A 24,913-nucleotide genomic window follows, 5' to 3' on the forward strand; every position below is an offset into this window, starting at 1 on the left:
TCCCTGCGGGGCCGCCAATGTACCTCCGCCGAGGCGGGCCTCAGGTGCGGTGCCCGGCTCCTCGACCTAGTCGATGCCGGCGACGAGGAGGGCGATGAGGACGACGTTGAGGACGATGATGAGGCTCGCGGCGGCGAGCGCGGCGACCGTGATCGCCCGCCCGTTGGCGAACTCGCCCATGACCGTGCGCATCCTCGTCAGCCGCACGAGCGGGACCATCGCGAAGGGGATCCCGAGGCTGAGGACGACCTGGCTGAGCACGAGCGCCCACGTCGGGTCGACGCCGATCGCGAGGACGGCGAGGGCCGGGAGCATCGTCACCGCCCGCTGCCACACGATCGGCACGTCGATGCGCAGGAGACCCTGCATGATCGAGGCCCCCGCATAGGATCCGACCGCTGAGGAGGCGAGCCCGGAGGCGAGCAGGCCGATGCCGAAGAGGAGGCCGACGACCTCGCCGAGGTTGGCCGTGACGACCGCATGCGCCCCTTCGATCGTGTCGGTGCCCGACTCCCCGCGCAGCGCGGCTGCTGCGAGCAGGAGCATCGCGATGTTGACGGAGCCTGCCACGACGAGGGAGAGCGCGACATCCCACCGGTTCGCCCGCAGCAGTCGCGGAATCTCCGCCCGCGGCACCATCCCGTGCCGGTCGACGGCGAGGGCGGAGTGGAGGTAGATCGCGTGCGGCATCACCGTGGCCCCGAGCATCGAGGCGGCGAGCACGAGCGAGTTCGTGCCCTCGAGCTGCGGGACGAGGCCTCCGGCGGCCTGCCCCCAGTCGACGTCGCCGACGACGAGTCCGGCGAGGAAGCCGATCGCGATGATCGCGAGGAAGCCGATGATGACGAACTCGAAGGGACGCTGCCCGCGTGTCGACTGGATGGAGAGGAGGACGAGGGAGACGACGCCGACGATGACCCCGCCGAGGAGGAGGGGCACGTCGAAGAGGATCTTCAGGGCGATGGCACCGCCGACCACCTCGGCGAGATCGGTGGCGACCGCGACGATCTCCGCCTGCCCCCAGTACGCGAGCCGTGACCTCCGGCCGAGGCGATCGCCGAGGAGGGCCGGCAGCGACCGCCCGGAGACGAGTCCGAGCTTCGCGGACAGGTACTGGACGAGGACGGCGATGAGGTTCGCGGCGACGAGCACCCAGACGAGGAGGTAGCCGTACTGCGCGCCGGCCGTGAGGTTGGCCGCGACATTGCCGGGATCGACATAGGCGACGGCGGCGACGAAGGCAGGACCGAGGAGGAGCACGAGCGACGAGCGGGGCCGCGCCCGTGGGGTCGTGGGGCTCGCAGTGTGAGCCGACGGAGAGGTCCTGCGCATAAAGTTAAGGTACATTAACTTTCATCGGCCGGCAACCCGGACGGTCGGCAGCATCGTCACCGAGCATTCACCTCGGCGCCTTGGCACCCGCGCACAGGCGGCGTATCGTGGAGCCATGTCCAGTGAACGTGTTCACTCAAATTCTCCGCGCGCCGCGGAATCCCCGCGCTCACTCCAGCGCCGACGGACCGAGGACCGGATCGTCACGGCCGCCGCCGAGCTCTTCCTCGCCGCGGGATACCGGGCGACGACCATCCGCAGGGTCGCCGAGGCTGCCGGGGTGTCCGTGGGCCGGGTGATGGCGGTCGGGGACAAGGACGCTCTCCTCATCGCGTGCTACGACCGGTGGATCGGGCAGCTCCAGGACGGCACCTCGGAGGTCCCGGCGACGATCGCGCGCACGGGCACCGCCTCGGCGGTGCAGGACCATCTGCTCGGGATCTTCCTGCCGTTCCTCGAGTTCTTCGCCGCCCATGAGGACCTCTCCCGGGACTATGCGGCCGCGCTCATCCGCATCCACGGTCGACCGCAGGTCTTCGACGGCCTCGCCCGGGATCTGCAGGCGGCCCTGCGGGACAACCTCGTGTCGATCGGGATCAGTGAGGACAATGCTCGGGCGAGCGCCGCGGCCCTCTACGACTCCTACATGGGCGTGATCTTCCGCTGGGCGGCCAGCGACATGAGCGCCGCCGACGCGGTCACAGCGCTGTCGGACATCATCGCCTTCCACACCCGCTTCCGGAGGACGCCGTGACGCTGCTGCCCGATCCGTGGTGGCCGGTCGCGGTCATCGCCGTCATCGTGGCCGGCGATGCGGCGATGACGTTCCGCCCGCCGGCGTTCATCGCCGCCTGCCTCGACGGGGTGGGCCTGCCGCGGGACTGGTGGTGGGTGCTCGCCGTCGTCAAGGTCACCGCCGTCGCCGGTCTCATCGCCGGTTTCTGGATTCCCGGGGTCGGACTCGCCGCGATGGCCGGGCTCGTCGTCTACTTCCTCACCGCAGCAGGCGCCCACCTCCGAGCCGGTTACACGGGCCGGGACTTCTGGCTCAACTGCCTGGGCATGCTCGCCCTCACCGTCCTCGTCCTCATCGGGTGCTTCCTCGTGTGAGCTCGCCGCCCGCGGAACTGTCGTGACGACCGTGAACCGATTGCAACATTGCGGTGCTTCGGATCGCACGACGACTCGGCTAGGCTCGAAGTGACGGCCGCCACGCCAGACGAAGGAGTGTGGAAATGCCCGAATTCGCCGACAGCAGCCGCGCTCGCGCCGAATCCCCGGCCGAACGCCATTCCCGGTGGACCTGGATCCACGAGACCGCCGCCATGACCGGGTGGAACTTCACCGCCCTCGAGGGCCGCCTCGTCGCCGACGATCCCCCGTGGGACTTCGACACGATGTGCCTCGAGGCCTGGGACGACGCGAGCACCGTCCTCGACATGGGCACGGGAGGCGGCGAGCGCCTCATCGCCCTCGTCAAACGCTTCCGCGGCCGCCACCCCGGGACCGCGCCCGACCTCTCGATCGTCGCCACCGAGGGCTGGGCGCCGAACGTGCCGGTGGCCGCCGCCGCGCTCGAGCCCTTCGGGATCGAGGTCAGCGACTACGACAGCGGCGACGGCGAGCCGCTGCCGTGGCCCGATGCCTCCTTCGACGTCGTGATGAACCGGCACGAGAGCTATGACATCGCCGAGGTGGCCCGTGTCCTCTCCCCCGGCGGACTCTTCCTCACCCAGCAGGTCGACGGCACCGAGGCGATCGAGTTCCGCAACTGGTTCGGCGGGGAGCCCGAGCATCCGGAGATCCAGCTCGAACCGTGCGTCGACGCCGTCGAGGAGCAGGGGCTGCGCGTCGAGGCGGCCCGCCGCTGGCAGGGGACGATGCGCTTCACCGATGTCGAGGCCGTCATCGAGTACCTCGCGTACGTGCCGTGGGACGTGCCCGACTTCGTCGTCGGCGACCACCTCGGCGGTCTGGAGCGCCTCGCCGCCGAGCGCCGCCCGATCGAGGTGACGCAGAAGCGCTTCCTCATCGCCGCGATCAAGGAGTGAGGATATCCCGACCCCACCCATTGGGAAGCCGTCTGGGCCCCGGGATCGCGGTTCCGTAGCGTCGGGGACATGACCTCGCCGAACTTCTCGTTTCCGCAGCCCACCGATGACGAATTGGCCGCGCAGATGCCGGCCGCACCCTCCGCCCTCCGCACGTCGTCTGCCCCAGTGCCCGGCCCTGTCAACCCAGTGCCCGGCCCTGTCGACCCAGTGCCCGGGTCCGCCCCGGTGGGTGCGCCGTCGCCGCGGCTCGGGAAGTGGGCGCTCGGACTCACCGTCGGCGCTGCGGCACTCTCCCTCATCGCCTCGATGATCCTCGGGGCCACCGCGGGGCCCGCCGAAGCCGCGAACGGACGCTACTTCTCCGACGCACCGGCGTGGCTGACGGTGCTCGGCACGACCCTCTTCGCCCTCCAGGGCCTGTGCACGCTGGCCGGGCTCAGCGGCCTCGTCATGGGAATCATCGCGACCGCCGCCGACCGCGGCCGCACGCAGGGCATCATCGCCACGGCCGTCGCGATCTTCGCCCCCGTCATCTCCTTCGCGCTCTTCCTCATCCTCAGCTTCGCCCTCCTGTGAGCCGGCGGGCGGACGTCCGCCTGAAGAATTCTCCTTGACAGTTCTCCGCTGCCCGTGCACGATTGAACAAATCGATTTGGCCGCAGCAGTGAACAGGCCACTCGTGCGCCTCGGCGCTGGACGCGATGGGCTTCGACGACGAAGCCACGAGCGAAGGAGAACTGATTCGATGTCCGCCGACACCACTGCCTCAGAGATCCACCCCGTCGACAGGCTGCGCCCGGTGCACAGCCTCCTGCCGTTCGCGATCCAGCATGTGCTCGTCATGGTCGCCACACCGATCTCCTCGGTGTTCCTCATCGCCTCAGCGCTGTCGCTGCCGGCGGGGACCACCTCGGCGATCCTCTCCGCGGTCTTCGTCTTCTCCGGACTCGGCTCGATCCTCCAGTCCGTGGGCGTCTGGAAGATCGGGGTGCGCCTGCCCTTCGTCATGCTTCCCGGCGGGGCCGCGACGATCCTCTTCATCACCATCAGCCAGGACACCGACCCCTCCACCGCCGTCGGCGCCGTCCTCATCACCGGCGTCTTCTACATCGTCGCCGTGACGCTCTTCGTCAAACTCCTCAAATTCTTCCCTCCGCTGGTCATCGGGATCATGGTCGTCGTCATCGGCATCAACCTCATCCAGGTCACCGGCGGACTCATGGTCGGCGAACCCGGCAGCGACTCGTTCGGCGACCCGCGCAACCTCTTCCTCGGCTTCATCACGATCCTCATCACCGTGCTCGCCTTCCGCTTCCTCCGCGGCATGGCCGGCCGGCTCTCGATCGCCATCGGCCTCGTCGGCGGGACCGTCGTCGGCGGGTTCATGGGAATGACGACGTTCGGGAGCCAGCTCGACGGTCCTGTCGTCGCCGTGCCCACGCTCTTCCCCTTCGGTCCTCCGACCTTCGACCTCATCGCGGCGATCCCCATGCTCCTGTGGGCGCTGGCCTCGATGGCCGAGGCCACCGGACAGACGATCATCAACGGCGAGATCGTCGAGAAGAAGGTCGAGCCGAGCCGCGACGTCCCCCGCCTCATCCGCGCCGATGGCCTCGTCACACTCGCCGGCGGCCTCTTCGGCACTCCGACGATGGTCACCAGCGGCGAGAACGTCGGCATCGTCCGCGCCTCCGGGGTCCGCAGCCGCTACGTCACCGCGTTCGCCGGCATCCTCCTCATCCTCATCGGCCTCAGCCCGCTCGCCCGCATCCTCAACGGGATCCCGCCGGCCGTCGTCGGCGGCACCGCCGTCGTCGTCTTCGCGATCATCGCGGTGCTCGGCATCCAGATGCTCGCCCGGGTCGACTTCACTCAGACCGGCAGCCTCATCACCGCGACCGTCGGTCTCGCCGCGGGACTGCTGCCCGTCCTCATCCCCGGCATGTACTCCCAGTTCCCGCCGAACGTCGCCTCACTGCTCGGCAGCGGCGTGGCGATGGCCGCCTTCGTCTCCGTCCTCCTCAATCTCCTCTTCCATCACACGGGCAAGCGCAATCGCCATCCCAAGGCGCGCACCCCCATTGACGACCCGAGCGCGCTCGAACAGCGACCGGGCGACTATCGGATCTGATTCCTGCGCCGAGGCGGCTGACCGGCCTTCATGCCCCGCCGGCGCTCATCCCGCCGGCCGTCGAGGCCCGCGGGATGAGGGTCGGTGCCGGCGGCTCCGCCGTGGCAGGCTCGCTCGCCTCCTCGGGTTCGGCGTCGAGGACGGACAGCAGCGACTCCACGGCACTCTGAGCGACGGCATCGAGTCCGAGATGCACCGCAGTGAGGGGCGGCGTGCTCGTGCGTGCCCGCAGACCGTCATAGCGCGTGGCGATGAGCAGGTCGCTGCCGACCCGGCGTCCCGCCTCGGCGGCCGCCCGCACCGCTCCGGCGGCGAATGTGTCGATGGGCACGAGCAGGGCATCGATGCGCGGATGGTCGGCCAGCACCTCGGCGGCGGCCCGGGCTCCGCCGTCCTCGCCGTCGGCCTCATCCGCCTCGGCGATGATCGGGGTGAAGCCGTGGGCGGCCGCCGCGGAGAGATAGACGTCGCGGGCGGCGACCTGCGCCCCGCGATCGCTCGTGCCGACGATGAGCGCAGGCGCCTGCGCCCCTTGGGCGATGAGGTGATCGATGAGCAGCGTCGCGGTCTGCGTGTGATGCAGATCGACCGAGGCGCGTGCCTGGGGGCTGTCGACCGCTTCCGGTCCGTCGATCGTGACGAAGGGGATGCCGCGAGCGGTCAGCGCCGCGGCGATCGGATCGTCGGCCTCCGGTTCGAGGAGGATCGCTCCGTCGATGTCGAGCCGGTCGACGGGGCTGTCGCCGTCCGCCGGTGGGGCGAGCACGAAGACATAGCCGCTGAGCAGGGCCGTGCGGGCGCAGCTCATCGCGAGTTCGGTGAAGAAGCCGAGCTGGGAGGGCCCAGCCGACACGGCTGCGGGCATCGACGAGAGGAGGGCCACCGCGCGAGACCGGCCTTTGCGCAGGCCCTGGGCGCGCACGCTCGGACGGTAGTCGAGGGCCTCTGCGACGGCCCGGACCCGCTCGCGGGTCTGCGGGTTGACCTTCCCGAGGCCGTTGAGCGCATGGGAGACGGTCGTCCGGGAGACGCCGGCCTCACGGGCCACATCGGCGATCGTGGCGCGGGGCCGCCGGGTGGGTGCTGACATGGGTTCAGCGTACTGGACGGGGTCGCGCAGCCCGGAGCGGATGGTCCCGGCCGAGCGCCGTCGGCTCTCACGCCTGGATGATGACGATGGCACCGGAGATGATCGCGAAGCCGAGGACCATGTAGCGCAGCACCGGGCCGTCGAGGCGATGGTGGACGTAGCGGCTGATGAACGAGCCGATGGCGAGGAAGGGCAGCATGATGAGCGTCGTCTGCAGCGTGGCGCCCGTGACCTGACCGCTGATGGCGAGGACGACGAGGGAGATGACCTCGCCGACGAGGAAGCACACAGCCACCGTCGACCGCAGCTCCGGACCGGGACTGTGCTGGTAGGCCAGAGCATACGGCGGTCCGCCGACGCCGGTCGAGGTCTCGGTGACCCCGGTGACGAGGCCGACGGAGGCCAGCACCGTGCGGTTGGGGGTGAACTTCGGAGCGAGGAGGGCGATGACGGCGGCGACGAGGGTCGACCAGCCGATGAGCAGCGAGAGCTGCTGGAGGTTGACGATGAGGAGGATCCACAATCCCGCGAAGGTCCCGGCGAAGCGCCCCACGCTGATCCACTTGACGCCGTGCCAGTCGATGGCGCTGCGCTCGCGCGCGGCGACGTAGAGATTCAAGGGGATCATGAGGACGAGGAGCATGACGGGGATGAGGCTCGGGTCGATGAAGCTGACGACCGGGGCGACGATCATCGCGAACCCCATGCCCGTCGAGCCCTGCACGAACGCCGAGACGAGGACGGTGCCCGCGATGATGCCGAGGGCGAGGAGCGTCACTGTGCGACCTCGACAGGGTGCGCGGTGGCCCGCGCCGCGTCGGCGGCATGCTCTCTCACCCACGCAGCGCGATGGTCGGCCGAGAGCGGGTCGACGCGGGTGATCGGCGAGGTCTCGACGACCCGCTGGGCGATCTCCCGCACCCGTCCGAGCAGAGCACGTCCGTCCCAGTCGACCGGCCATCCGCGCTCGAGGCGCAGACGACCGCCGACGATGACAGCCTCGATCTGGTCGCGATTGCCCAGGCGCACGAGCTCCCACGGCAGGTCCCACGAGGGCGCGAACTCCGGCGTCTCGAGGTCGACGACGAGGAGGTCCGCGTAGGCCCCCGGGGTGATCTCGCCGACTCGCCCGGCGAGGCCCACGGCGTCGGCTCCCCCGCGCAGGCCCAGCTCGAGCCAGGTCCACCCGCCGCCGGTCGATGAATCTCCCGCGGCGAGGCCGGCGGTCAGGCGCTGGGCTGTCTCGGCGGCGTCGAGGAGGCGGAAGGCATCGGAGCGGGTGCCGTCCGTGCCGAGCCCCAGCCGGGCCCCGAGTTCGTGGAGGAGGAGGGCGGGCGCCACGGCATTGCCCTTCCACGAGCTCGCCACCGGGTTGTAGGCGATCGCCGCGCCGGTGTCGGCGAGCAGGCGGATCTCTCGCGGAGTCAGGAGCGTCGCATGGGCGGCGAGGAGCTGCGGACCGAGCACGCCGAGGCGCGCGAGACGTTCCAGCGGTCGCTCGCCACCGGCGACGAGGGAGCGCTCGACTGCCGCCAGGTGCTCGTTGAGGTGGGTCTGGAGGACGGCGCCGGCCTCACCGGCGAGCCCCGCCAAGGCGATGAGCGCCTCATCGGAGGCGACCTCGGGGATCGAGACCGCCAGGGACGGGTGGACGAGCTCTATCGACTCCCAGCGACTCAGATGGTGGGCAGCCGCTGCCGTCACCTCGGGCACGGACGCGGTGCGCACCCCGCCGCCGAGGTCGTTGCCGATGAGTCCCAGCACGCAGCGCATCCCGACCTCGACGGTCGCCTCGGCGATCGCTCCGACGTCGGCGGCGGCCCGGGTTCCGGCGTCGACGACCGTGGTGAAGCCGCCGCGCAGGGACTCCCATGCGGCCAACCGGGTGGCGACGTCGAGGGCCTCGGCATCCATCTGCCCCTCCATCGGCACCCACACGCGGGAGAAGATCTCCGAGGGTTCGCCGAAGACGAGGGATTTGCCGAAGGACTGCGAGAGGTGATGGTGTGCATCGACGAAGCCGGGCATGAGGAGGCGGCCGGGAAGCTCGATCCGCCGAGCCGTGCGACCGGCGGCGGTCGCTGCGAGCTCGGCGGTCGGACCGGCCGCGGCGATGAGGCCGTTCTCGATGAGCACGGCGTGATCCCGCTGCGGTCCGGTCGGCAGCAGCAGCTGTTCGGGGACGAGGAGCGTCGCAGTGTCGTCGAGGGTGCGCAGGGGATTCATATCGTCCTTCGGGCTCTGGCGGTCCGACCCGCAGCATCGCGGGATCTCGGGGTGCCGTACGATCGTGGCCAAATCGATTTGGTTCATTCAATTGTAGGCCTCCGAATCGCGTCGGTCAACGGCACTCACCATGACGGTGACAGTGCAATAATCCCTGTCATGGCCTCCCACCCTCTCACCCTCGTCTGGTTCCGCGATGATCTGCGCGTCGCCGACCACGAAGCGCTCACCGCCGCCCGTGAAGCCGGCGACGTCGTGGCGATCTGGATCCGCGAGACCCGGGATGCCGAGGGCCGCGGGCCGCGGCCGCTCGGGGCGGCAGCGCGCTGGTGGGCCCATGAATCCCTCCGGGTCCTCGAGGGGGAACTCGAGTCGCTCGGCATCCCGCTGCTCCTCGCCGCGGGGAATGCCGCCGACATCATTCCCGACGTCGCCGAGGGCCTCGGGTCGACGACGGTGCGCTGGTCACGCCGGTACGCCCCGGCCTCCCGCGCCCTCGACGAGGTCGTCGCCGGGACGCTGAGCGCTCGCGGCATCGCGGCGGAGGGCTCGCGTGGCGCCCTCCTCGTCGAACCGTGGGAGGTCACGCCGTCCTCGGCGAGTGAGCACTACAAGGTCTTCACCCCGTTCTGGAACGCCGCCCGGGAGATCCCCGTCGACCCGCCGCTGCCGGTCATCGAGGCGCAGTCGCCGAGCGCTGCGACCGCCGAGCGTCTCGCCCGCGTCCGGCAGGACAGTCCCCACCTCCTCACCGGCGTCGCCGACCTTCGCCTGCTCGACGCCGTGGCCGGTGATCCGGCCTCCGGCGACCAGGACGGGTTTCCGTGGTGGACGGACACCGTGGCCGCCCACTGGACACCGGGGGTCGTCGCTGCCGCGGAGGCGCTCGACCGCCTCGGCGAGCGCATCGACGGCTACGCCGAGGACCGGGACGTCCCCGGTGATCCTCAGGGGACGTCGGCGCTGTCGCCGCGCCTGCGCTTCGGTGAGGTCTCGCCGCGGCAGCTCCTCACCGCCGTCGCGGACCTCACCGATGTCGGGGCGGCGGATCGGCAGGCGTGGGTGCGGCAGCTGTACTGGCGGGAGTTCGCGTGGCACCTCACCCACCATGTGCCCGACCTCGACTGGCGGCCGATGCGGCCGGAGTTCGCGCACTTCCCCTACGAGGACGATGACGAGGCGCTGCACGCATGGCAGGCGGGCCGGACGGGGATCGCCCTCGTCGACGCGGGGATGCGGCAGCTGTGGGAGACCGGGTGGATGCACAACCGGGTCCGGATGGTCACGGCGAGCCTGCTGACGAAGAACCTGCTGCTGGCCTGGCAGTCCGGGGAACAGTGGTTCTGGGACACCCTCGTCGACGCCGATGAGGCGAACAATCCCGTGTCCTGGCAGTGGGTCGCCGGGTGCGGTGCCGACGCCTCCCCCTTCTTCCGGGTCTTCAATCCCGAACGGCAGCGGATCCGCTTCGACCCCGACGGGGTGTACGTGAGGCGATGGCTCGGTGCGTCGGGGGACGCGGGCGACCCGCTCGTCGACCTCGGCGAGTCCCGTCATGCCGCGCTCGCCGCCTACGATGCGATGAAGAGCGCGACCGCGGAGGACTGAGCCCACTCCCGCCGGGTGCCGGCGATGGTGCCGCGTAAAATGGCAGGCATGACCACGCTGCCGCTCGCTCCTGCCACGACCGTGGACGGACGCCTGGTCTGCCATTACTTCGAGGCCGACCGGTGTCGGTCGTGCGCGCTGCTCGGCACCCCGCACGACGAGCAGATCACGGACAAGGAGGCCTGGTGCCGGGAGGTCCTCGCCGCCCACGCCCCCGCCGCGTGGCTGCCGGCGGCCTCGGGTCCCGACCACGACTTCCGCAACCGGGCGAAGCTCGCCGTCGGAGGGGTCGCGGGTGCGGTGACGCTCGGCATCCTCGACGGGGACTTCCACGGCGTCGACCTGCGCGACTGCGGGATCCAGGTGCCGACGATCCGCGCCGTCATCCCCGTGCTCGCCGATTTCCTCGACGCGACCGGCCTCGACCCCTACGATGTCTCCGCCCGCCGAGGCGAGCTGAAGTTCGTCCACGTCACCGCGGCGCCCTCGGGGGAGCTCATGGTCCGCTTCGTCGTCCGCTCGCAGTTCGGGCTCGAGGTCATCGCCTCCCGGACCGCGACGCTGCGCGCGGCGATCCCGCAGGCGTCCGTCGTCTCCGTCAACCTCCTCCCCGAGCACAAGGCCGCACTTGAGGGCAGCCGCGAGGTCATGCTCGTCGGTGAGTCGCTGTGGATGAACCTCGAGCGCGTCGACCTCCACCTGCGGCCGCAGAGCTTCTTCCAGACGAACACCGGGGTCGCCACCGCGCTCTGCGATCAGGTCGCGGACTGGGTCGACGAGATCGCACCGGCCGCACTGTGGGACCTCTACTGCGGGGTCGGCGGCTTCGCCCTGTGGAGTGCGGCCGGCAGCGACGATGGCAGGCTGGCGCCGAGGCGCATCACCGGCATCGAGATCAGCGACCAGGCGATCGAGTCGGCGAAGCTCAGTGCCGTCGAACTCGGCGTCGACGACATCACGGAGTTCATCGCCGGGGATGCCACCGAGGTCGCGGAGGCCCGCCTCGGTGCCGGGGAGCGCCCGGACGCGATCATCGTCAACCCGCCTCGGCGAGGGATCGGGTCGCGGCTGTCGACCGCGCTCGAGACCTCCGGGGTCGAGCACATCGTCTATTCGAGCTGCAATCCGCTCACCCTGGCGAAGGATCTCGACCGGATGCCGAGCTACGAAGTCACCCGCGCCCGCGTCTTCGACATGTTCCCGCACACGAAGCACCTCGAGGTCGCAGTCCTCCTGCGCCGCCGGGCGGGAGCGGTCTAGCGCGGCGGGGGTCCGAACTCCTCCAGGAGATTCCTCAGTGAGACGATCAGCTGGGGAAGGTCGTCCCGAATCATCCTCCAGACCCGTTCGGAGTCGACAGTCGCATAGCCGTGAGCGATGACGTGTCTGGTGGCGATGATCTCGTTGACCGATGGGATGCGCAGAGCAGTCGGAAGATCGGTCTGGCGAATCCGGTTGAGCGCTTCGCCGAGGATCTCCAACTTGCGTTCTGCGGCCGCTTGGAGAATCCAATCGTCGGAGAACTCACGGCGGGAGGATTTCTCTGCGATTGACTGCGCGAACTCAGCGGCTTCGAGGGCGTCCCACAGATATGCCCCGGTCTCAGGCGGCATAGACTTCGCGCGATGTCGACAGTGCATTTCGGGTGAAGTAGGGATTTCGGAGCGTGCGGACATCCACGAGATCCACTGGTCGACCGACGATTGCCTCCAGCTCTGCGCGCAATGCCAAGTAGGACGAGAACGTCAGGTCTGCGTCCGGCTTGTACTCGACAAGAAAGTCGACGTCGCTGGTCTCAGAATCGAAGTCGTCTCGGAGCACCGAGCCGAATGCGCTCAGACGTGCGACACCGAATTGCTCGCACACACGTGCGATGGCAACTTCGTCGAAAGGCAGGTCACCGCTCACGTCGTCAATTCTCTCACCCCTTGGCACGCGCCGCCAGACAACTCTCATCGGCGGGAGACGCCTTGACCGGACCGACAGTTCAATGGACCCCAGCCACAGCTTGCAGGGTGGTCAGTGCCCGGTGGGCGCGTTAGAGTACCCGCATGTCGATCGCAGTGAACACCCAGGGCGTCGAACAGGCGCGCACCCTCATCCGAGACGGCAAGGTCGATCGCAACGATCGCGGTGACTGGTCGAAGGATCGCCCCAGCGCCGAAGACGAGGACGTCTTCATCTCCGACAACGGGTGGGACGCCTACGCGAAGTGGCACCTCGGCATCGACGAATCGGCTGACCCGCGCACGAAGAAGGCCTACTCGTTCCCGTACGGCGACTTCGTCGTCGTCCACCGGGCCGGTGTCATCGCCGCTGAATCGCGCGCCGGGGAGTACAAGCACGGCGAGATCGAGAAGGCGGCGAAAGAGCTGCTCACCCTCATCGACGACGGCCGGTGACGGCCTGAGATCCCACGGCTGAGTCGCCCCACGCACATCACAGAGTCAGGTCATTCCCACATGTCAGCCACGTTCAACCACACCATCATCGCCGCCACGGACCCGGTCGAGTCCGCACAGTTCTACGTCGACATCCTCGGCGCGGAGCACACCCAGTCGTGGGGCGTCTTCTCCAACATCATGCTCACGGGCGGAGTGATGCTCCAGTTCGCCGCTCCCCCGCCGCCGTCTGAGATCTCGCCCGTGCATATGGCGTTCCTCTGCACCGACGACGAATTCGACCGTGCCATGGCGTTGCTGCGGGAGCGCGGCCTCGAGTTCTGGGCCGATCCGCAGCGGACGCGCCCGCTGGAGACGAACACCGAACACGGCGGTCGCGGCGTTTACTTCCTCGACCCGGCCGGCCACTACCTCGAGCTCATCACGCGGCCCTATCTCTGAGCGGCGCGGCGCGAAGCAGCCTTGGCGGTCTCACCGCACGCGGCGGGCCAGTTTCATGAGCTCCTCGGTGACGGTGATGTGACTGTTGCGCCGGACCGTGAGGTTCCGCCACGTCACCACGGAGACCCCGGCCGCGGCGAGACCGGCGATCGAGACCCCCTTGACCGTCGGTCCCGTCCGGTTCGCCAGCAGCTGGGAGGCGGCGAGCAACGACGACGACGCCATGAGGCCGTCGATGAGCTTGTCGGTGAGCTCCTCGGGGTCGCGCAGGTTGATCTCCAACCGCGTCTCGCCCTTGCGCAGTTGCTGAACGAGGATCTCGATGTCGCGGGGCAGCTCACGGGCCATCCGGGTCCAGCTCGTCGTCGACCGCACGAGCCGCTCGAGCATCTTCTTCGGACTGTTCTCCCTGATCATGTGCTCACGCAGGTACGGCCCGAGGTACTCCTCCATCGTCACGGTGCTGCCGAGCTGGATGCCGAATCCCTCGAGCCGCCCCATGACGCGCACGAGCATCGCCAGGTCGCTCGGGAAGCTCAACTCCTTGTCGTGGAGCAGCTGCATGCACGCGGTCATCGCGGCGTTGAGGTCGATGTCCGTCGACGCCGTGTCCTCGGGCAGGTACTGCGCCATCCACTTGTCGACGGCCATCTCGAGGTCTTTGACGTCCGTCGAGGCGGGGGCGTTGCAGACGATGAGGAGGATGTCGGTGAGGTCGGAGACGTCACGTCCGACGACGGCCGTGAGGAGGCGGATGACGTCGTTGCGCCGTGGGCCGGCGAGGTAGCCGACGTCCCCGTAGTCGAGGAGCACGACGTGCTCGGCATCGGGGATGAGGAAGTTCCCCGGGTGCGGGTCGGCGTGATAGAGGCCGTTGTCGAAGATCATCGTCATCCACGCGTTCGTCACGTGCTTCGTGAGATCGTCGACACTCCACCCGGCGCCCGTGACATCCGCGCTGGTCTTCGTCTGAACGCCCGGCATCTGCTCCATCGTCAGCACCCCTGTCGCGCTGAGCTCCGGGTAGGGCGTGGGCACGAGCAGCCAGTCGAGTTCGTCGAGTTCCCGTGCGAAACGCTGCATCGCCCGGAGCTCGTTGGTCAGGTCCATCGCCTGGCTCATCATCTCGGCGAACTCGTCGACCATCTGCGCCGGGTTGAAGCGCGCGAGCTCCGGGTCCGCGGATTCGACGAACCGCGCGACCTTCTTCATGAGGTCGAGGTCGCCGCGGACCTTCTCCTCGGCACCGGAGTGGAGGACCTTGACGACGGCCGGGGTGCCGTCGGTGAGCACCGCGTGATGCGCCTGCGCCACCGATCCCGAGGCGAAGGGCTCGACGTCGAAGGAGGTGAAGAGCTCGCTCACCGGGGCACCGAGGTCGGCTTCGACCCGCTCCTTCGCCCTGCCCGGCGGATCGGCGGGCACTTCGGCTTGGAGCCCGGACAGCGCCTCGGCGATATCGGCGCCGACGAGGTCGCCGCGCATGCTCAGCGACTGGCCGAGTTTGATCCACGTCGTCCCGAGTTCGGTGAAGGCCGCGGTCAGCCGTGCACCGGGCGCGAGTTTGACGAGGTCGGGATCGGCGAACCGCGTCGCGAGGTTCGTGCTGCCGTCCGCGGCGGCGAGCGTGCGCGCGGATCGTTCGGCGATGCCGTAGCGCGCGAGCACCTCGAGGATCTCCCGAGCGCGTCCGGCGTCGCTGCCGAACATTGTCAGATGTGGGGATTCCATGCCTGCTCCTGGGTCTCGCGCGAACCCTCCATCGGCTCCGCTGCGGTCTGGGGTGGGCACAGTGTAACCGCCGCCCATCGGTGCCGGATGTCAGCATCGGTGCCGGATGTCAGCATCGGTGTCTGATGTCAGCAAGGACAATCGCCGAGGCGGTGCGCGGCGAACGCGGTCAGCGCAGGTTCGCGGTCAGCGCAGCTTCGCGGTGACCTCGGCGGCGGCGGTGAGGACCTGGGCGACGAGATCGTCGGGCACTGCGGGCGTCGCGGGGGCCTCACCGGCTCCGGGGGCCGGCGCTTCGGGCGCGGGCACGGAGAGGCCGATCGCGGCGATCGGGCGGGAGAGCACATCGTAGACGGGGGCGGCGAGCGTCGAGATGCCCGGCGTCACCTCCCCGTGTTCGATCGCCCACCCGGCACGCCTGGTCTGCGCGAGCAGGGCGCCGAGCTGCCGCACCGAGGTCGGCCCCTGGCCCGTGCGGGTGACGAAGGCGGACTCGGACTGGAACATCGCGAGCACCTCGGACTTCGGCAACTGGGCGAGGATCGCCCGCCCGGTGGCCGTGAGATAGCTCGGCATCCGCACCCCGGTCGCGGTGACGACGGCGACGGACTTCAGCGACTGCTCCTTGAGCACGTAGACCGTCTCCCACCCGCGGATGACGGCGAGCTGGGCCGTCGCCGCCGTGTCCTCGGCGAGCTGCCGCACGACGGGCTGGGCGAGCCGCTGCAGCGGATTCATCCGCAGGTACGAGCTGCCGAGCTCGTGAACCCCGGGCCCGAGGACGAACCCCGGTTCGGTGCGGACGACGAGGCCGAGCTCCTCGAGGACCGCGAGGAGCTCGTAGACGCTCGAGCGCGGCAGGTCGAGGGCGCGCACGAGGGCACCCGCGGAGATCGCCCGGTTCGACGCCGCCAGGTGCCGCAGGATCGCCACCGAGCGGCGCAGCGCGGGAACCTCAGCCACGACTCAGCCAGCCGTCCCGGACGCATGCGTCCCGGACACACGCGTCCCGGATACAGCCGTCGTCATTCCCAGGGCAGCGAACGCCGCGGCGTAGAGATCGGCGATCGGACCGAGCTCGGTGTGGACGCCGTCGCGGATGCGGACGATGCCGCCGCTCACCGTCATGCGGATGTCCTCGGCGGTGGCGGTGAGGACGATCTGCTCGCCGAGTGACCCCATCGTCCGCATGCTGTCGGTGGCCACGGCGATGAAGTCGCACGCCGCCCCGGGGACGAGTTCGCCGACGGGCAGATCGAGGCTGCGCGCACCCCCGGTCGTCAGAGCCGCGATGAGCTCGGCCGGAGAGAACCGGCCGCGCTGGCCGCTGCGCAGCCGCTCCCCGGCCTCGAGTCCCTGCGTCTCCCGCAGGGCATCGAGGACGACGTGCTGGTCGGAGCCGAGCGCAATCGTCGCCCCCGCCTCGGCGAGCTCCCGGGCCGGACCGATCCCGTCGGCGAGGTCGGCCTCCGTGCACGGGCACATGACGATCGTCGTCCCACTCTGCCCGAGGGTCGCGACGTCCGCGTCGGACAGATGCGTCGCATGGACGGGTGAGAGTCTCTCGCTCACGACTCCGGCCCGGGCGAGGACCTGCGTCGGCGTCGTCCCGTACGCCGCGACCGACGCCTCGTTCTCCGCGGGCTGCTCGGAGAGGTGGACGTGCAGCGGTCCGGACAGTTCGGTGAAGCGCGGCAGATCCGCGGCGGCCACCGCACGCACCGAATGGATCGCGGCACCGAGGTGGACGAAGCTCTCCCCGGGCGCACCGACGGGGAACTCGGCGGCGAGATATTCGCCGAGCCGCGCATGACGCTCGAGGTAGCCGGCGATCGTCCCATCGCCGAAGCGCGCCTGCTCGGCGGTGAGATCGGCGCCGATGCCGCCGGTGAGGTAGGCGGTGTCGAGGAGGCGGAGACGGATGCCCGCCGAGGCGGCCGCCCGGGCCAGCGCCCGCTCCATCGCGTGCGGGGATGAGCCGGCATCCCTGCCGTAGGGGGTGCCGTCGGGGGCGTGGTGGACGTAGTGGAACTCGCCGACCGAGGTGTATCCGCCGGCGAGCATCTCCGCGAAGACGGCCCGGGCCACGGTTTCGTAGTTCTCCGGGGTCAGTCGGCCGGCGATCGAGTACATGACCTCCCGCCACGTCCAGAACGTGCCGCCGTCACCGTGGGTGCGGCCGCGCAGCATCCGGTGGAACGCATGGGAGTGGGCGTTGACTCCGCCGGGCAGGACGAGGCCGGGGACCACCTCGGCGCCCTCCGGCGCGACGGCGATGCCGGTGTCGACCGCGGTGAGCGTGCCCGTGTCATCGACGGTGAGGAGGACGCCGGTGGCGACCGCGCCATCGACCCAGGCCGACTCGCACCAGAATGCGGTACTCATCGGTCACCGCCGACGCCGAGTTCGCTCTCGAGGACGGCGACGAGGGCGTCGACGCCCGCCCGCGCATCATCGTCCTCACACGCCTCTTCCGGCGCGTGCGAGACGCCGGTCGGATTGCGGACGTAGAGCATCGCCGAGGGCACGTGCGGGGCGAGGATGCCCGCGTCGTGACCGGCCCCCGAGGGCAGCATCGGGGCGGTGGGGAGCACCGCGCGCAGCCGGTCGTTGAGCGCGGCGGTGAAGCGCGTCGTCGGAGAGTACGACTCCTGCGAGACCTCGACCCTCACACCGGTGTCCGCAGCGTGGTCCCGGGCGCGGGCGGTGATCGCCTCGAGCACCTGTTCGACGACGGCATCGTCCTCGTGGCGGATGTCGAGCCAGAAGCTCATGGCCGAGGCGATGACGTTCGTCCCGCCCGGGTGGATGAGGGTGCGCCCGACGGTGGCGACGGCTGTCGCGTCAGTGGCGGCCGCTAGGGTCGGGATGTCGCCGATCACGCGGGAGGCCGCGACCACGGGGTCGGCGCGGTGGCTCATCGGGGTCGTCCCCGCGTGGTTGCCCTGGCCGGCGAACGCGAAGTGCCACCGACCGTGTCCGATGATGGAGGAGCCGATGGCCACAGCCTGATCAGTGCCGGCCAGTCCGATGCCCTGTTCGACGTGGAGTTCGATGAACGAGCCGATGCCCTGCAGCCGCTGCGGGTCCGCGCCCATGCGCGCGGGATCGAGGCCGTAGCCGCGCGCGACATCGGCGAAGGTGTCGCCGTTCGCGTCCCGGAGGCCGAGGGCCCGGTCGGAGTCGATCGCACCGGTGATGAGCCGCGAACCGAGGCACGCGACCCCGAACCGCGACCCCTCCTCCTCGGGGAAGACGGCGAGCGCGAGCGGTCGGCCGGCCGCGTCGAGCGCCCCGGAGGCCTTGAGGTCATCGAAGGCCGCGAGCGCCGAGGCGACCCCGAGCGGTCCGTCGAACGCCCCGCCGCCGGGGACGGAGTCGAGGTGGGAGCCGGTGACGACGGCGTCGTCGCCCGGTTCGGTCGCCCACGCCCAGGTGATGCCGTTCGCGTCGATCTCGGTGTCGAGACCGCGGCGGTCCGCCTCGGCGAGGAACCACGTGCGCAGCTCCCGTTCCGTGGCGGAGAACCCGGGCCGCTGGTACCCGGGTCCGCGCGGATCCCGACCGGTGTCGGCGATCTGGGTGAGGAGGGAGACGACGTCGCTCATCTCACTTGTCCTCGTGGTACTCGGTCGTCGCCGCGGCCGTGCCCGAGGCCTCCGCGGCGGCCTCGAGGTTGCCGAGCGCGGTGAAGTCGGGATCGTTGACGGCCGGGCCGCCGCCCACGGGCTGCCACGTGCCGGCGGCTGCGGTGACGGTGTGGGTGAGCGGGGTGACCGCCTCGGCGGCGGTGACGAGGGACCCGTCCTTGACCTTTGCGATGGTCTCGGCGAGCTCCGGGGAGAGGAACCGGTCGGGGCCGGGGCCGGGCACGGTCTCCCGGAGTGCGGCGATGACGGCGCCGGTGACCGGGGCCGGATCAGCCTCGCGCATGTCGCAGGCGCGGGACGCCGCGTATAGCTCGATGCCGATGACGCTGGCGAGGTTGTCGACGACCGTGCGCAGCTTGCGCGCCGCCGACCAGCCCATCGACACGTGGTCCTCCTGCATCGCCGAGGACGGGATCGAGTCGACCGAGGCGGGGGCGGCATTGCGCTTGGCCTCGGAGACCATGGCCGCCTGCGTGTAGTGGGCGATCATCAGACCGGAGTCGACTCCGGCGTCGTCGGCGAGGAACGGGGTCAGCCCCTGGTTGCGGGCGACGTCCATGAGGCGGTCGGTGCGGCGTTCGGCCATCGAGGCGACATCGGCGGCGACGATCGCGAGGAAGTCGAGTGCGTGGGCCAGCGGGGCGCCGTGGAAGTTGCCGTTCGAGGAGACCATGCCGTTGGTGAGCACGACGGGGTTGTCGATCGCGGCCCGCAGCTCGCGTTCGGCGACCTGGGTGGCGAAGGCGACGGCGTCCCGGGCGGCGCCGTTGACCTGCGGGGCGCAGCGCATCGAGTACGCGTCCTGGACGAGGTGGGTCGAGTCCCGGTGGCTCGCGGTGATGCCCGACCCGTGGAGGGCGGCGAGCATGTTGGCGGCCGAGGCGGCCTGCCCGTCGTGGGGGCGCAGCGGGTAGTGGAGTTCGGGGGCGAAGACGGCGTCGGTGCCGAAGAGCCCTTCGATGCTCATCGCCGCGGACACGTCGACGGCGGTGAGCAGGCTCTCGAGGTCGGTGAGCGCCATGATGAGCATGCCGAGCATGCCGTCGGTGCCGTTGACGAGCGCGAGCCCCTCCTTCTCGGCGAGCGTGACCGGCGTGATCCCGGCCTGCGCGAGGATCTCGTCGGCAGGTCCGGCGACGCCGTCGGGACCTTCGGCGACGCCCTCGCCCATGACGACGAGCGCACACGCCGACAGCGGCGCGAGGTCACCGGAGCACCCGAGGGACCCGTATTCGTGGACGACGGGGGTGATCCCGGCATTGAGCAGGTCGACGTAGGTCTGGAGCACCTCGGCGCGGACACCGGTGCGCCCGGTCGCCAGCGTCCGGGCGCGCAGGAGCATCAGCGCCCGCACGACCTCGCGTTCGACGGGTGCGCCGACACCGGCGGCATGGGAGCGGATGAGCGACTTCTGCAGCTGGGTGCGCAGCTCGGCGGGGATGTGCCGCTGGGCGAGCGCCCCGAAACCGGTCGAGACGCCGTAGACGGGCTTCGGCGCCGCTGCGAGCGCATCGATCGCCTCCCGGTACTTCCCGACGCGAGCCAGGGTCGTCTCGCTCAGGGCCACCTTCGCATCGTGGCGGGCGACGTCGACGACGTCGGCGAAGGTGAGGGTATCGGGATCGAGATCGATGACAGCGGACATCTAGGGGCCTTTCGTCGGGGCGGGAAACAGATGGCGGATGGATGGTCGGTGGGGCGGGCGCTCACAGCGTAGTCGCTGTCAGAGCAGCAGGTGGGCGAGCGGGGCGGCGATGAGGATGGTGAGGACGACGCGTTCGAACCAGATGATGACGAGCGCGCCGACGGAGATCGGGATCTCCGTGGCGAGGATCGAGGGCACCATCGCGGAGAAGAAGATGATCGCGGCGACGGAGACGACGGCGATCGTGAAGCGCAGCACGAGGTCGTCGGAGCCGGCGACCTGGGTGGCCGGCAGGAACATCTCGACGAGGCCGAGCGCCGAGGCTTTGCCGGCGAGCACGGGATCGGACAGCTGCGTGACCCACGTGAAGGGCACGAAGATCCATCCGAGCCAGTCGAAGATCGGCGTGTACTTCGCCAGGAGCAGGCCGATGAGCCCGACGGAGAGGATCGAGGGCAGGATCGAGGCGGCCATGAGCAGACCGTCGCGGAAGTTGAGCCAGAGGTTGCGGCCGAGGCTCGGCGTCTCGGCGAGCGTCGCCTTCGCCTCCCGCCACGCGACGCGGAAGCGGTGCTTCGTCACCTTCTCCTCCGGCTGCGGGGTCGCCCCCGGATAGTACGTGTCGGGGATCGATCGCAGCGGCGGCAGGTGGACGGTGATGGCCGTGACGACGAACGTGACGACGAGGGTGAAGAAGAAGTAGAGGAGCCAGTGGTCCATGAGGTCGAGCGTCTTGGCGACGACGATCATGAACGTCGCCGACACGGTCGAGAACCCGGTCGCGATGATCGCGGCCTCCCGCGCCGTGTACTTGCCCTCCTTGTAGACCCGGTTGGTGATGAGCAGACCGAGGGAGTAGCTGCCGACGAACGAGGCGACGGCGTCGATGGCCGAGCGGCCCGGCGTCCTGAACACCGGGCGCATGATCGGCTGGACGAGGACGCCGATGAACTCCATGAGCCCGTATCCGACGAGGAGGGCGAGGAAGATCGCGCCGACGGGGACGATGAGGCCGACGGGGATGACGAGCTTGTCCCAGAGGAACGGACCGATGTCCTCGGCGGCGAGCCACGCGGGCGGGACCGTGAGAATGAGGACGGCGACGACGAGGCCGACGACGCCGAGGACCGCGAAGATCCCCTTCGTCACCGACGACTTCCACGTCCCGGTGACGAAGGGGCGAACGGCGCCGAGGAGGATGAGGGCGAGGACGATGAACGGCACGACCGGGCCCGCGAAGGTGCGGATGGCGGTGACGATGTGGTCGAGCGGGATCGTCGAGACCCCGGCGATCGTGACGGGAACGAAGAACATGACGATCCCGATGGCACTGTAGGCGAAGAACCGCCAGGTGCCGGCGGGCCTCGTCCGGGACGGCGTGGTCGGGGTGGTCATGATTCTCCTTCGAATCCTCAGTCCGCCGAGGTGGTCGGACGGTTGTCGGCGACGAGCTGGCCGCCGCGGTAGACGCGGTCGACGAGCTGGACGCCGGGCCGGTAGGCCAGGTGCCGGTGGCTGGGGGCGTCGAGGACCGTGAGGTCGGCCCGGGCCCCGGCACCGAGGTGGCCGATGTCGGTGCGATCGAGGGCGTGGGCGCCGCCGGCGGTCGCCGCCCACACGGCCTGGTCGACGGTGAAGTGCATATCGCGCACGGCCACGGCGATGCAGAAGGGCATGCTGTTGGTGAAGCACGACCCGGGGTTGCAGTCGGTGGCGATCGCGATGCGCACCCCGGCCGCGAGGTAGCGGCGGACGTCGGGGTAGGGCTGACGGGTCGAGAACTCGACGCCGGGCAGGAGGGTGACGACGGTGCCCGCGGCGGCGAGGACGGCGAGGTCCTCATCGGAGGCGAAGGTCGCATGGTCGACGGAGACGCAGCCGAGTTCGGCCCCGAGCTGGAGCGCCCCACCGGCGGTGAGCTGGTTCGCGTGGAGGCGCGGCCGCAGTCCCGCGGCGACGCCGGCCTCGATGATCCGCCGGGTCTGGTCCTCGTCGAACGCGCCCTCTTCGCAGAACACGTCGATCCACTTCGCCAGGCCGGACGCGGCGGGGATGATCTCGTCGATGATGAGGCTGACGTAGGCCTCCGGGTCGTCCTTGTGCTCCGGCGGCACGACATGGGCTGCCATGAGCGTTGATTCCGGGGTGTGGCGGCCGATGATCTCCAGCGCCCGGATCTCGTCGGCGAGGTCGAGTCCGTAGCCGGACTTGATCTCGAACGTCGTCGTGCCGGCCCGGGTGGCCTGGTCGAGGAGGTGGACAAGGTTGGCCTCGAGCTCCTCGTCACTGGCCGCGCGGGTCGCCGCGACCGTCGTCGCGATGCCTCCGGCTGAGTACTTCTCCCCCGCCATCCGGGCGGCGAACTCCGCCGAGCGGTCACCGGCGAAGATCAGGTGGTTGTGGCTGTCGACGAAGCCGGGCAGGACCGCCCGCCCGCCGAGGTCGACGGTCTCGACCTCGGCGTCGGGGGCGGTGAGCAGGAGCGCTGCCAGGGCGGCGTCCGCCTCGGCGGCGGGACCGGACCAGGCGATGGTCTCACCGTCGATGATCACCGCGGCGTCGGTGAGGGAGAAGAGATCTCCCGCGCCGAGGCTGGGGCGGGCCATGAGCTCGGTGGGGTCCGAGTTCGTGACGAGTTCGCTGATGCCGGTGAGGAGCTTCATCACTGGGCTGCCGATTCCTCGTCGCGGACGTCGAGTTCGGGGATCATCGGGATGCGCATGCCGCGCTCCTCTGCGACCTCGACGGCGCGGTCGTAGCCGGCGTCGACGTGGCGGATGACGCCCATGCCGGGGTCGTTGGTGAGCAGGCGGGCGAGCTTCTTCGCCGCGAGCTCCGTGCCGTCGGCGACGGACACCTGTCCGGCGTGGATGGACCGGCCGATGCCGACGCCGCCGCCGTGGTGGATCGAGACCCACGTGGCGCCCGAGGAGGTGTTGACGAGCGCGTTGAGCAGCGGCCAGTCGGCGACCGCGTCCGTGCCGTCGAGCATCGACTCGGTCTCCCGGTAGGGGCTGGCGACGGACCCGGAGTCGAGGTGGTCGCGGCCGATGACGATCGGGGCCGAGACCTTGCCCTCGGCGACGAGCTGGTTGAAGAGCAGACCGGCCTGGTGGCGCTCTTTGTAGCCGAGCCAGCAGATGCGGGCCGGCAGTCCCTCGAACTCGACGTATTCGGCGGCGGCGTCGAGCCAGCGGTGCAGGGACTCGTTCTCCGGGAAGAGCTCCTTGAGGGCGGCGTCGGTGACCTCGATGTCCTTCGGGTCACCGGAGAGCGCGACCCAGCGGAACGGTCCGAGGCCCTCGCAGAAGAGGGGACGGATGTAGGCGGGGACGAAGCCGGGGAACGCGAACGCGCGGTCGTAGCCGGCCTTGCGCGCTTCGTCGCGGATCGAGTTGCCGTAGTCGAACACCTCGGCGCCGCGGTCCTGGAACTCGACCATGGCCTTGACGTGGGCGGCCATCGCCTGTTCGGCGCGCAGCGTGAACTTCTCCGCGTCCTGCTCGGCTTCGGTCTGCCAGTCGTCGAGGCTGACGCCCAGGGGCAGGTAGGACAGCGGGTCGTGGGCCGAGGTCTGATCGGTGACGATGTCGACCTCGGCGGCTTCGGGACGGTCGAGGATGAGCGGGAGGATCTCGGCGGCGTTGCCGACGAGTCCGACGGAGAGCGCCTGCCCGTTCTTCTTCGCCTCGATGACCTTGGCGAGCGCGGTGTCGAGGTCGGTCTCGACCTCGTCGAGGTAGCGCTTGGCCTGGCGGCGGTCGAGGCGGGTCCGGTCGACGTCGATGATGAGGCAGGCCCCGCCGTTGAGGGTGACGGCCAGCGGCTGGGCGCCGCCCATGCCGCCGCAGCCGGCGGTGACGGTGAGGGTGCCGGCCAGCGTCCCGTCGAAGCGCTTGCGGGCGATCGCCCCGAAGGTCTCGTACGTGCCCTGGAGGATGCCCTGGGTGGCGATGTAGATCCAGGAGCCCGCGGTCATCTGGCCGTACATCATCAGGCCTTCGGCTTCGAGCGCGCGGAAGTGCTCCCAGTTCGCCCAGTCGCCGACGAGGTTGGAGTTCGCGATGAGCACGCGCGGTGCCCATTCGTTGGTCCGCAGCACGCCGACGGGCTTGCCGGACTGGACGAGCAGCGTCTCATCGTCTTCGAGGTCGTCCAGCGTCCGCACGATCGCGTCGTAGGCCTCCCACGAGCGGGCGGCACGGCCGGTGCCGCCGTAGACGACGAGGTCTTCGGGGCGTTCGGCGACCTCGGGGTCGAGGTTGTTCATGAGCATCCGCTTCGCGGCTTCGGTCTGCCAGCTCTTCGCGGTGATCTCGGGTCCGCGGTCGGCGCGGATGACCCGGGTGGGGTCGTGCTGGGTGAACGACGGTGTGGTCGCCGAGGTGGTCGCGGCGTCGGTTTCGGACGTGGCGGTCATGGGATTCCCTTTCGTGGGGTCCCGCAGGGGGACCTGAGCTCAGTTCGACCGGTGTGTCCGACGGAGTGGATTCCCGATCGCGGCCCGACGGCGAGAGGCCGTGGGGGCCGAATCGTCTTTGACTACCCTTCCATTGTGTCCGCTGGGAGCACGGACGGAAGTGGTCTGGCTCAAGTTCTGTCC

23 protein-coding genes are annotated in these 24,913 nt (G+C 70.0%); 9 read left to right on the forward strand and 14 right to left on the reverse strand.

Going from position 1 to position 24,913, the window contains the following annotated elements:
• Window positions 1–66: 66 nt before the first annotated feature.
• Window positions 67–1,332, reverse strand: a complete 1,266-nt coding sequence (locus J9315_RS15965) for an Nramp family divalent metal transporter (protein WP_249120941.1) — start codon at window positions 1,330–1,332, stop codon at window positions 67–69.
• A gap of 115 nt (window positions 1,333–1,447) precedes the next feature.
• Between J9315_RS15965 and J9315_RS15970 the strand changes: the two genes are divergently transcribed.
• The 5 genes from J9315_RS15970 to J9315_RS15990 all read left to right on the forward strand — a co-directional run bounded on the left by J9315_RS15970 (window position 1,448) and on the right by J9315_RS15990 (window position 5,517).
• A complete protein-coding gene (locus J9315_RS15970; protein ID WP_211978331.1) occupies window positions 1,448–2,086 on the forward strand; it encodes a TetR/AcrR family transcriptional regulator in 639 nt (212 codons plus the stop codon).
• The gene (locus J9315_RS15975; RefSeq protein ID WP_211978332.1) at window positions 2,083–2,442 is read left to right on the forward strand and encodes a DoxX family protein; all 360 of its coding nucleotides are present in this window, start codon (window positions 2,083–2,085) and stop codon (window positions 2,440–2,442) included. The genes J9315_RS15970 and J9315_RS15975 overlap by 4 nt, the downstream gene beginning before the upstream one ends.
• A gap of 125 nt (window positions 2,443–2,567) precedes the next feature.
• A complete protein-coding gene (locus tag J9315_RS15980; protein WP_198500331.1) occupies window positions 2,568–3,383 on the forward strand; it encodes a methyltransferase domain-containing protein in 816 nt (271 codons plus the stop codon).
• A gap of 69 nt (window positions 3,384–3,452) precedes the next feature.
• Entirely contained in the window at window positions 3,453–3,962 is a 510-nt protein-coding gene (locus J9315_RS15985; protein WP_198500330.1) for a hypothetical protein, read from the forward strand.
• Window positions 3,963–4,131: 169 nt separating this feature from the next.
• Window positions 4,132–5,517 (forward strand): solute carrier family 23 protein, encoded by a 1,386-nt coding sequence (locus J9315_RS15990; protein ID WP_198500329.1) that lies wholly within the window; start codon window positions 4,132–4,134, stop codon window positions 5,515–5,517.
• 28 nt (window positions 5,518–5,545) lie between these two features.
• Here the strand turns inward: J9315_RS15990 and J9315_RS15995 are convergent, their stop codons facing one another.
• The 3 genes from J9315_RS15995 to J9315_RS16005 form a co-directional block, all read right to left on the reverse strand.
• Window positions 5,546–6,607, reverse strand: a complete 1,062-nt coding sequence (locus J9315_RS15995; RefSeq protein ID WP_198500328.1) for a LacI family DNA-binding transcriptional regulator — start codon at window positions 6,605–6,607, stop codon at window positions 5,546–5,548.
• A gap of 67 nt (window positions 6,608–6,674) precedes the next feature.
• Window positions 6,675–7,385 carry a sulfite exporter TauE/SafE family protein gene (locus J9315_RS16000; RefSeq protein ID WP_198500327.1) on the reverse strand — a complete coding sequence of 237 codons (711 nt, stop codon included), beginning with the start codon at window positions 7,383–7,385 and terminating at the stop codon, window positions 6,675–6,677.
• Window positions 7,382–8,833, reverse strand: coding sequence for an amidohydrolase family protein (locus J9315_RS16005; RefSeq protein ID WP_198500326.1), 1,452 nt, complete (start codon window positions 8,831–8,833; stop codon window positions 7,382–7,384). The genes J9315_RS16000 and J9315_RS16005 overlap by 4 nt, the downstream gene beginning before the upstream one ends.
• A gap of 159 nt (window positions 8,834–8,992) precedes the next feature.
• Here J9315_RS16005 and J9315_RS16010 point away from each other — a divergent pair, with 159 nt between their 5' ends.
• On the forward strand, window positions 8,993–10,441 hold the full coding sequence (locus J9315_RS16010) for a deoxyribodipyrimidine photo-lyase (RefSeq protein ID WP_198500325.1): 1,449 nt from the start codon (window positions 8,993–8,995) through the stop codon (window positions 10,439–10,441).
• 48 nt (window positions 10,442–10,489) lie between these two features.
• The gene (locus J9315_RS16015; RefSeq protein WP_232623807.1) at window positions 10,490–11,701 is read left to right on the forward strand and encodes a methyltransferase domain-containing protein; all 1,212 of its coding nucleotides are present in this window, start codon (window positions 10,490–10,492) and stop codon (window positions 11,699–11,701) included.
• Here the strand turns inward: J9315_RS16015 and J9315_RS16020 are convergent.
• Together J9315_RS16020 and J9315_RS16025 are read right to left on the reverse strand one after the other, a co-directional pair.
• A complete protein-coding gene (locus J9315_RS16020) occupies window positions 11,698–12,054 on the reverse strand; it encodes a HepT-like ribonuclease domain-containing protein (RefSeq protein ID WP_198500323.1) in 357 nt (118 codons plus the stop codon). The two genes, J9315_RS16015 and J9315_RS16020, sit on opposite strands and share 4 nt — an antisense overlap.
• On the reverse strand, window positions 12,044–12,349 hold the full coding sequence (locus tag J9315_RS16025) for a nucleotidyltransferase domain-containing protein (RefSeq protein WP_198500322.1): 306 nt from the start codon (window positions 12,347–12,349) through the stop codon (window positions 12,044–12,046). The genes J9315_RS16020 and J9315_RS16025 overlap by 11 nt, the downstream gene beginning before the upstream one ends.
• Before the next feature lie 143 nt (window positions 12,350–12,492).
• On the opposite strand from J9315_RS16025, the gene J9315_RS16030 reads away from it, so the two are divergent.
• Both J9315_RS16030 and J9315_RS16035 read left to right on the forward strand, forming a co-directional pair.
• The gene (locus J9315_RS16030; protein WP_198500321.1) at window positions 12,493–12,843 is read left to right on the forward strand and encodes a hypothetical protein; all 351 of its coding nucleotides are present in this window, start codon (window positions 12,493–12,495) and stop codon (window positions 12,841–12,843) included.
• A gap of 60 nt (window positions 12,844–12,903) precedes the next feature.
• Entirely contained in the window at window positions 12,904–13,284 is a 381-nt protein-coding gene (locus tag J9315_RS16035) for a VOC family protein (RefSeq protein ID WP_198500320.1), read from the forward strand.
• A gap of 30 nt (window positions 13,285–13,314) precedes the next feature.
• Here J9315_RS16035 and J9315_RS16040 read toward each other — a convergent pair whose 3' ends face one another.
• From J9315_RS16040 to hutU, 8 genes are all read right to left on the reverse strand, one after another.
• The gene (locus tag J9315_RS16040; RefSeq protein WP_198500319.1) at window positions 13,315–15,015 is read right to left on the reverse strand and encodes an AarF/UbiB family protein; all 1,701 of its coding nucleotides are present in this window, start codon (window positions 15,013–15,015) and stop codon (window positions 13,315–13,317) included.
• Window positions 15,016–15,201: 186 nt separating this feature from the next.
• Window positions 15,202–15,978, reverse strand: coding sequence for an IclR family transcriptional regulator (locus tag J9315_RS16045; protein WP_198500318.1), 777 nt, complete (start codon window positions 15,976–15,978; stop codon window positions 15,202–15,204).
• A 3-nt stretch (window positions 15,979–15,981) separates the two neighbouring features.
• Window positions 15,982–17,400, reverse strand: coding sequence for a formimidoylglutamate deiminase (locus J9315_RS16050; protein WP_198500317.1), 1,419 nt, complete (start codon window positions 17,398–17,400; stop codon window positions 15,982–15,984).
• A complete protein-coding gene (locus J9315_RS16055) occupies window positions 17,397–18,623 on the reverse strand; it encodes an allantoate amidohydrolase (protein ID WP_211978333.1) in 1,227 nt (408 codons plus the stop codon). The genes J9315_RS16050 and J9315_RS16055 overlap by 4 nt, the downstream gene beginning before the upstream one ends.
• A gap of 1 nt (window position 18,624) precedes the next feature.
• Complete coding sequence (gene hutH, locus J9315_RS16060) at window positions 18,625–20,310, reverse strand: histidine ammonia-lyase (RefSeq protein WP_211978334.1); 1,686 nt, start codon at window positions 20,308–20,310, stop codon at window positions 18,625–18,627.
• Window positions 20,311–20,388: 78 nt separating this feature from the next.
• A complete protein-coding gene (locus J9315_RS16065) occupies window positions 20,389–21,705 on the reverse strand; it encodes a YjiH family protein (protein ID WP_198500314.1) in 1,317 nt (438 codons plus the stop codon).
• A 17-nt stretch (window positions 21,706–21,722) separates the two neighbouring features.
• Window positions 21,723–22,973: an imidazolonepropionase gene (gene hutI, locus J9315_RS16070; RefSeq protein WP_211978335.1), complete on the reverse strand. Its 1,251-nt coding sequence runs from the start codon at window positions 22,971–22,973 to the stop codon at window positions 21,723–21,725.
• Window positions 22,973–24,730, reverse strand: coding sequence for a urocanate hydratase (gene hutU, locus J9315_RS16075; protein ID WP_198500312.1), 1,758 nt, complete (start codon window positions 24,728–24,730; stop codon window positions 22,973–22,975). Before hutU ends, hutI begins: the two co-directional genes overlap by 1 nt.
• Window positions 24,731–24,913 lie beyond the last annotated feature (183 nt).

Origin of the sequence: Brevibacterium sp. W7.2 (genome assembly GCF_018137945.1) — a bacterium.
GTDB lineage: Bacteria > Actinomycetota > Actinomycetes > Actinomycetales > Brevibacteriaceae > Brevibacterium > Brevibacterium sanguinis.

Excerpts from the sequence above, each read along its gene's own strand:
- J9315_RS15965 (WP_249120941.1), bottom strand. The coding sequence starts at position 1,332 with ATGCGCAGGACCTCTCCGTCGGCTCACACTGCGAGCCCCACGACCCCA.
- J9315_RS15970 (WP_211978331.1), top strand. The coding sequence starts at position 1,448 with ATGTCCAGTGAACGTGTTCACTCAAATTCTCCGCGCGCCGCGGAATCC.
- J9315_RS15980 (WP_198500331.1), top strand. The coding sequence starts at position 2,568 with ATGCCCGAATTCGCCGACAGCAGCCGCGCTCGCGCCGAATCCCCGGCC.
- J9315_RS15985 (WP_198500330.1), top strand. The coding sequence starts at position 3,453 with ATGACCTCGCCGAACTTCTCGTTTCCGCAGCCCACCGATGACGAATTG.
- J9315_RS15990 (WP_198500329.1), top strand. The coding sequence starts at position 4,132 with ATGTCCGCCGACACCACTGCCTCAGAGATCCACCCCGTCGACAGGCTG.
- J9315_RS15995 (WP_198500328.1), bottom strand. The coding sequence starts at position 6,607 with ATGTCAGCACCCACCCGGCGGCCCCGCGCCACGATCGCCGATGTGGCC.
- J9315_RS16005 (WP_198500326.1), bottom strand. The coding sequence starts at position 8,833 with ATGAATCCCCTGCGCACCCTCGACGACACTGCGACGCTCCTCGTCCCC.
- J9315_RS16010 (WP_198500325.1), top strand. The coding sequence starts at position 8,993 with ATGGCCTCCCACCCTCTCACCCTCGTCTGGTTCCGCGATGATCTGCGC.
- J9315_RS16015 (WP_232623807.1), top strand. The coding sequence starts at position 10,490 with ATGACCACGCTGCCGCTCGCTCCTGCCACGACCGTGGACGGACGCCTG.
- J9315_RS16020 (WP_198500323.1), bottom strand. The coding sequence starts at position 12,054 with ATGCCGCCTGAGACCGGGGCATATCTGTGGGACGCCCTCGAAGCCGCT.
- J9315_RS16030 (WP_198500321.1), top strand. The coding sequence starts at position 12,493 with ATGTCGATCGCAGTGAACACCCAGGGCGTCGAACAGGCGCGCACCCTC.
- J9315_RS16035 (WP_198500320.1), top strand. The coding sequence starts at position 12,904 with ATGTCAGCCACGTTCAACCACACCATCATCGCCGCCACGGACCCGGTC.
- J9315_RS16040 (WP_198500319.1), bottom strand. The coding sequence starts at position 15,015 with ATGGAATCCCCACATCTGACAATGTTCGGCAGCGACGCCGGACGCGCT.
- J9315_RS16050 (WP_198500317.1), bottom strand. The coding sequence starts at position 17,400 with ATGAGTACCGCATTCTGGTGCGAGTCGGCCTGGGTCGATGGCGCGGTC.
- J9315_RS16055 (WP_211978333.1), bottom strand. The coding sequence starts at position 18,623 with ATGAGCGACGTCGTCTCCCTCCTCACCCAGATCGCCGACACCGGTCGG.
- hutH (WP_211978334.1), bottom strand. The coding sequence starts at position 20,310 with ATGTCCGCTGTCATCGATCTCGATCCCGATACCCTCACCTTCGCCGAC.
- J9315_RS16065 (WP_198500314.1), bottom strand. The coding sequence starts at position 21,705 with ATGACCACCCCGACCACGCCGTCCCGGACGAGGCCCGCCGGCACCTGG.
- hutI (WP_211978335.1), bottom strand. The coding sequence starts at position 22,973 with ATGAAGCTCCTCACCGGCATCAGCGAACTCGTCACGAACTCGGACCCC.
- hutU (WP_198500312.1), bottom strand. The coding sequence starts at position 24,730 with ATGACCGCCACGTCCGAAACCGACGCCGCGACCACCTCGGCGACCACA.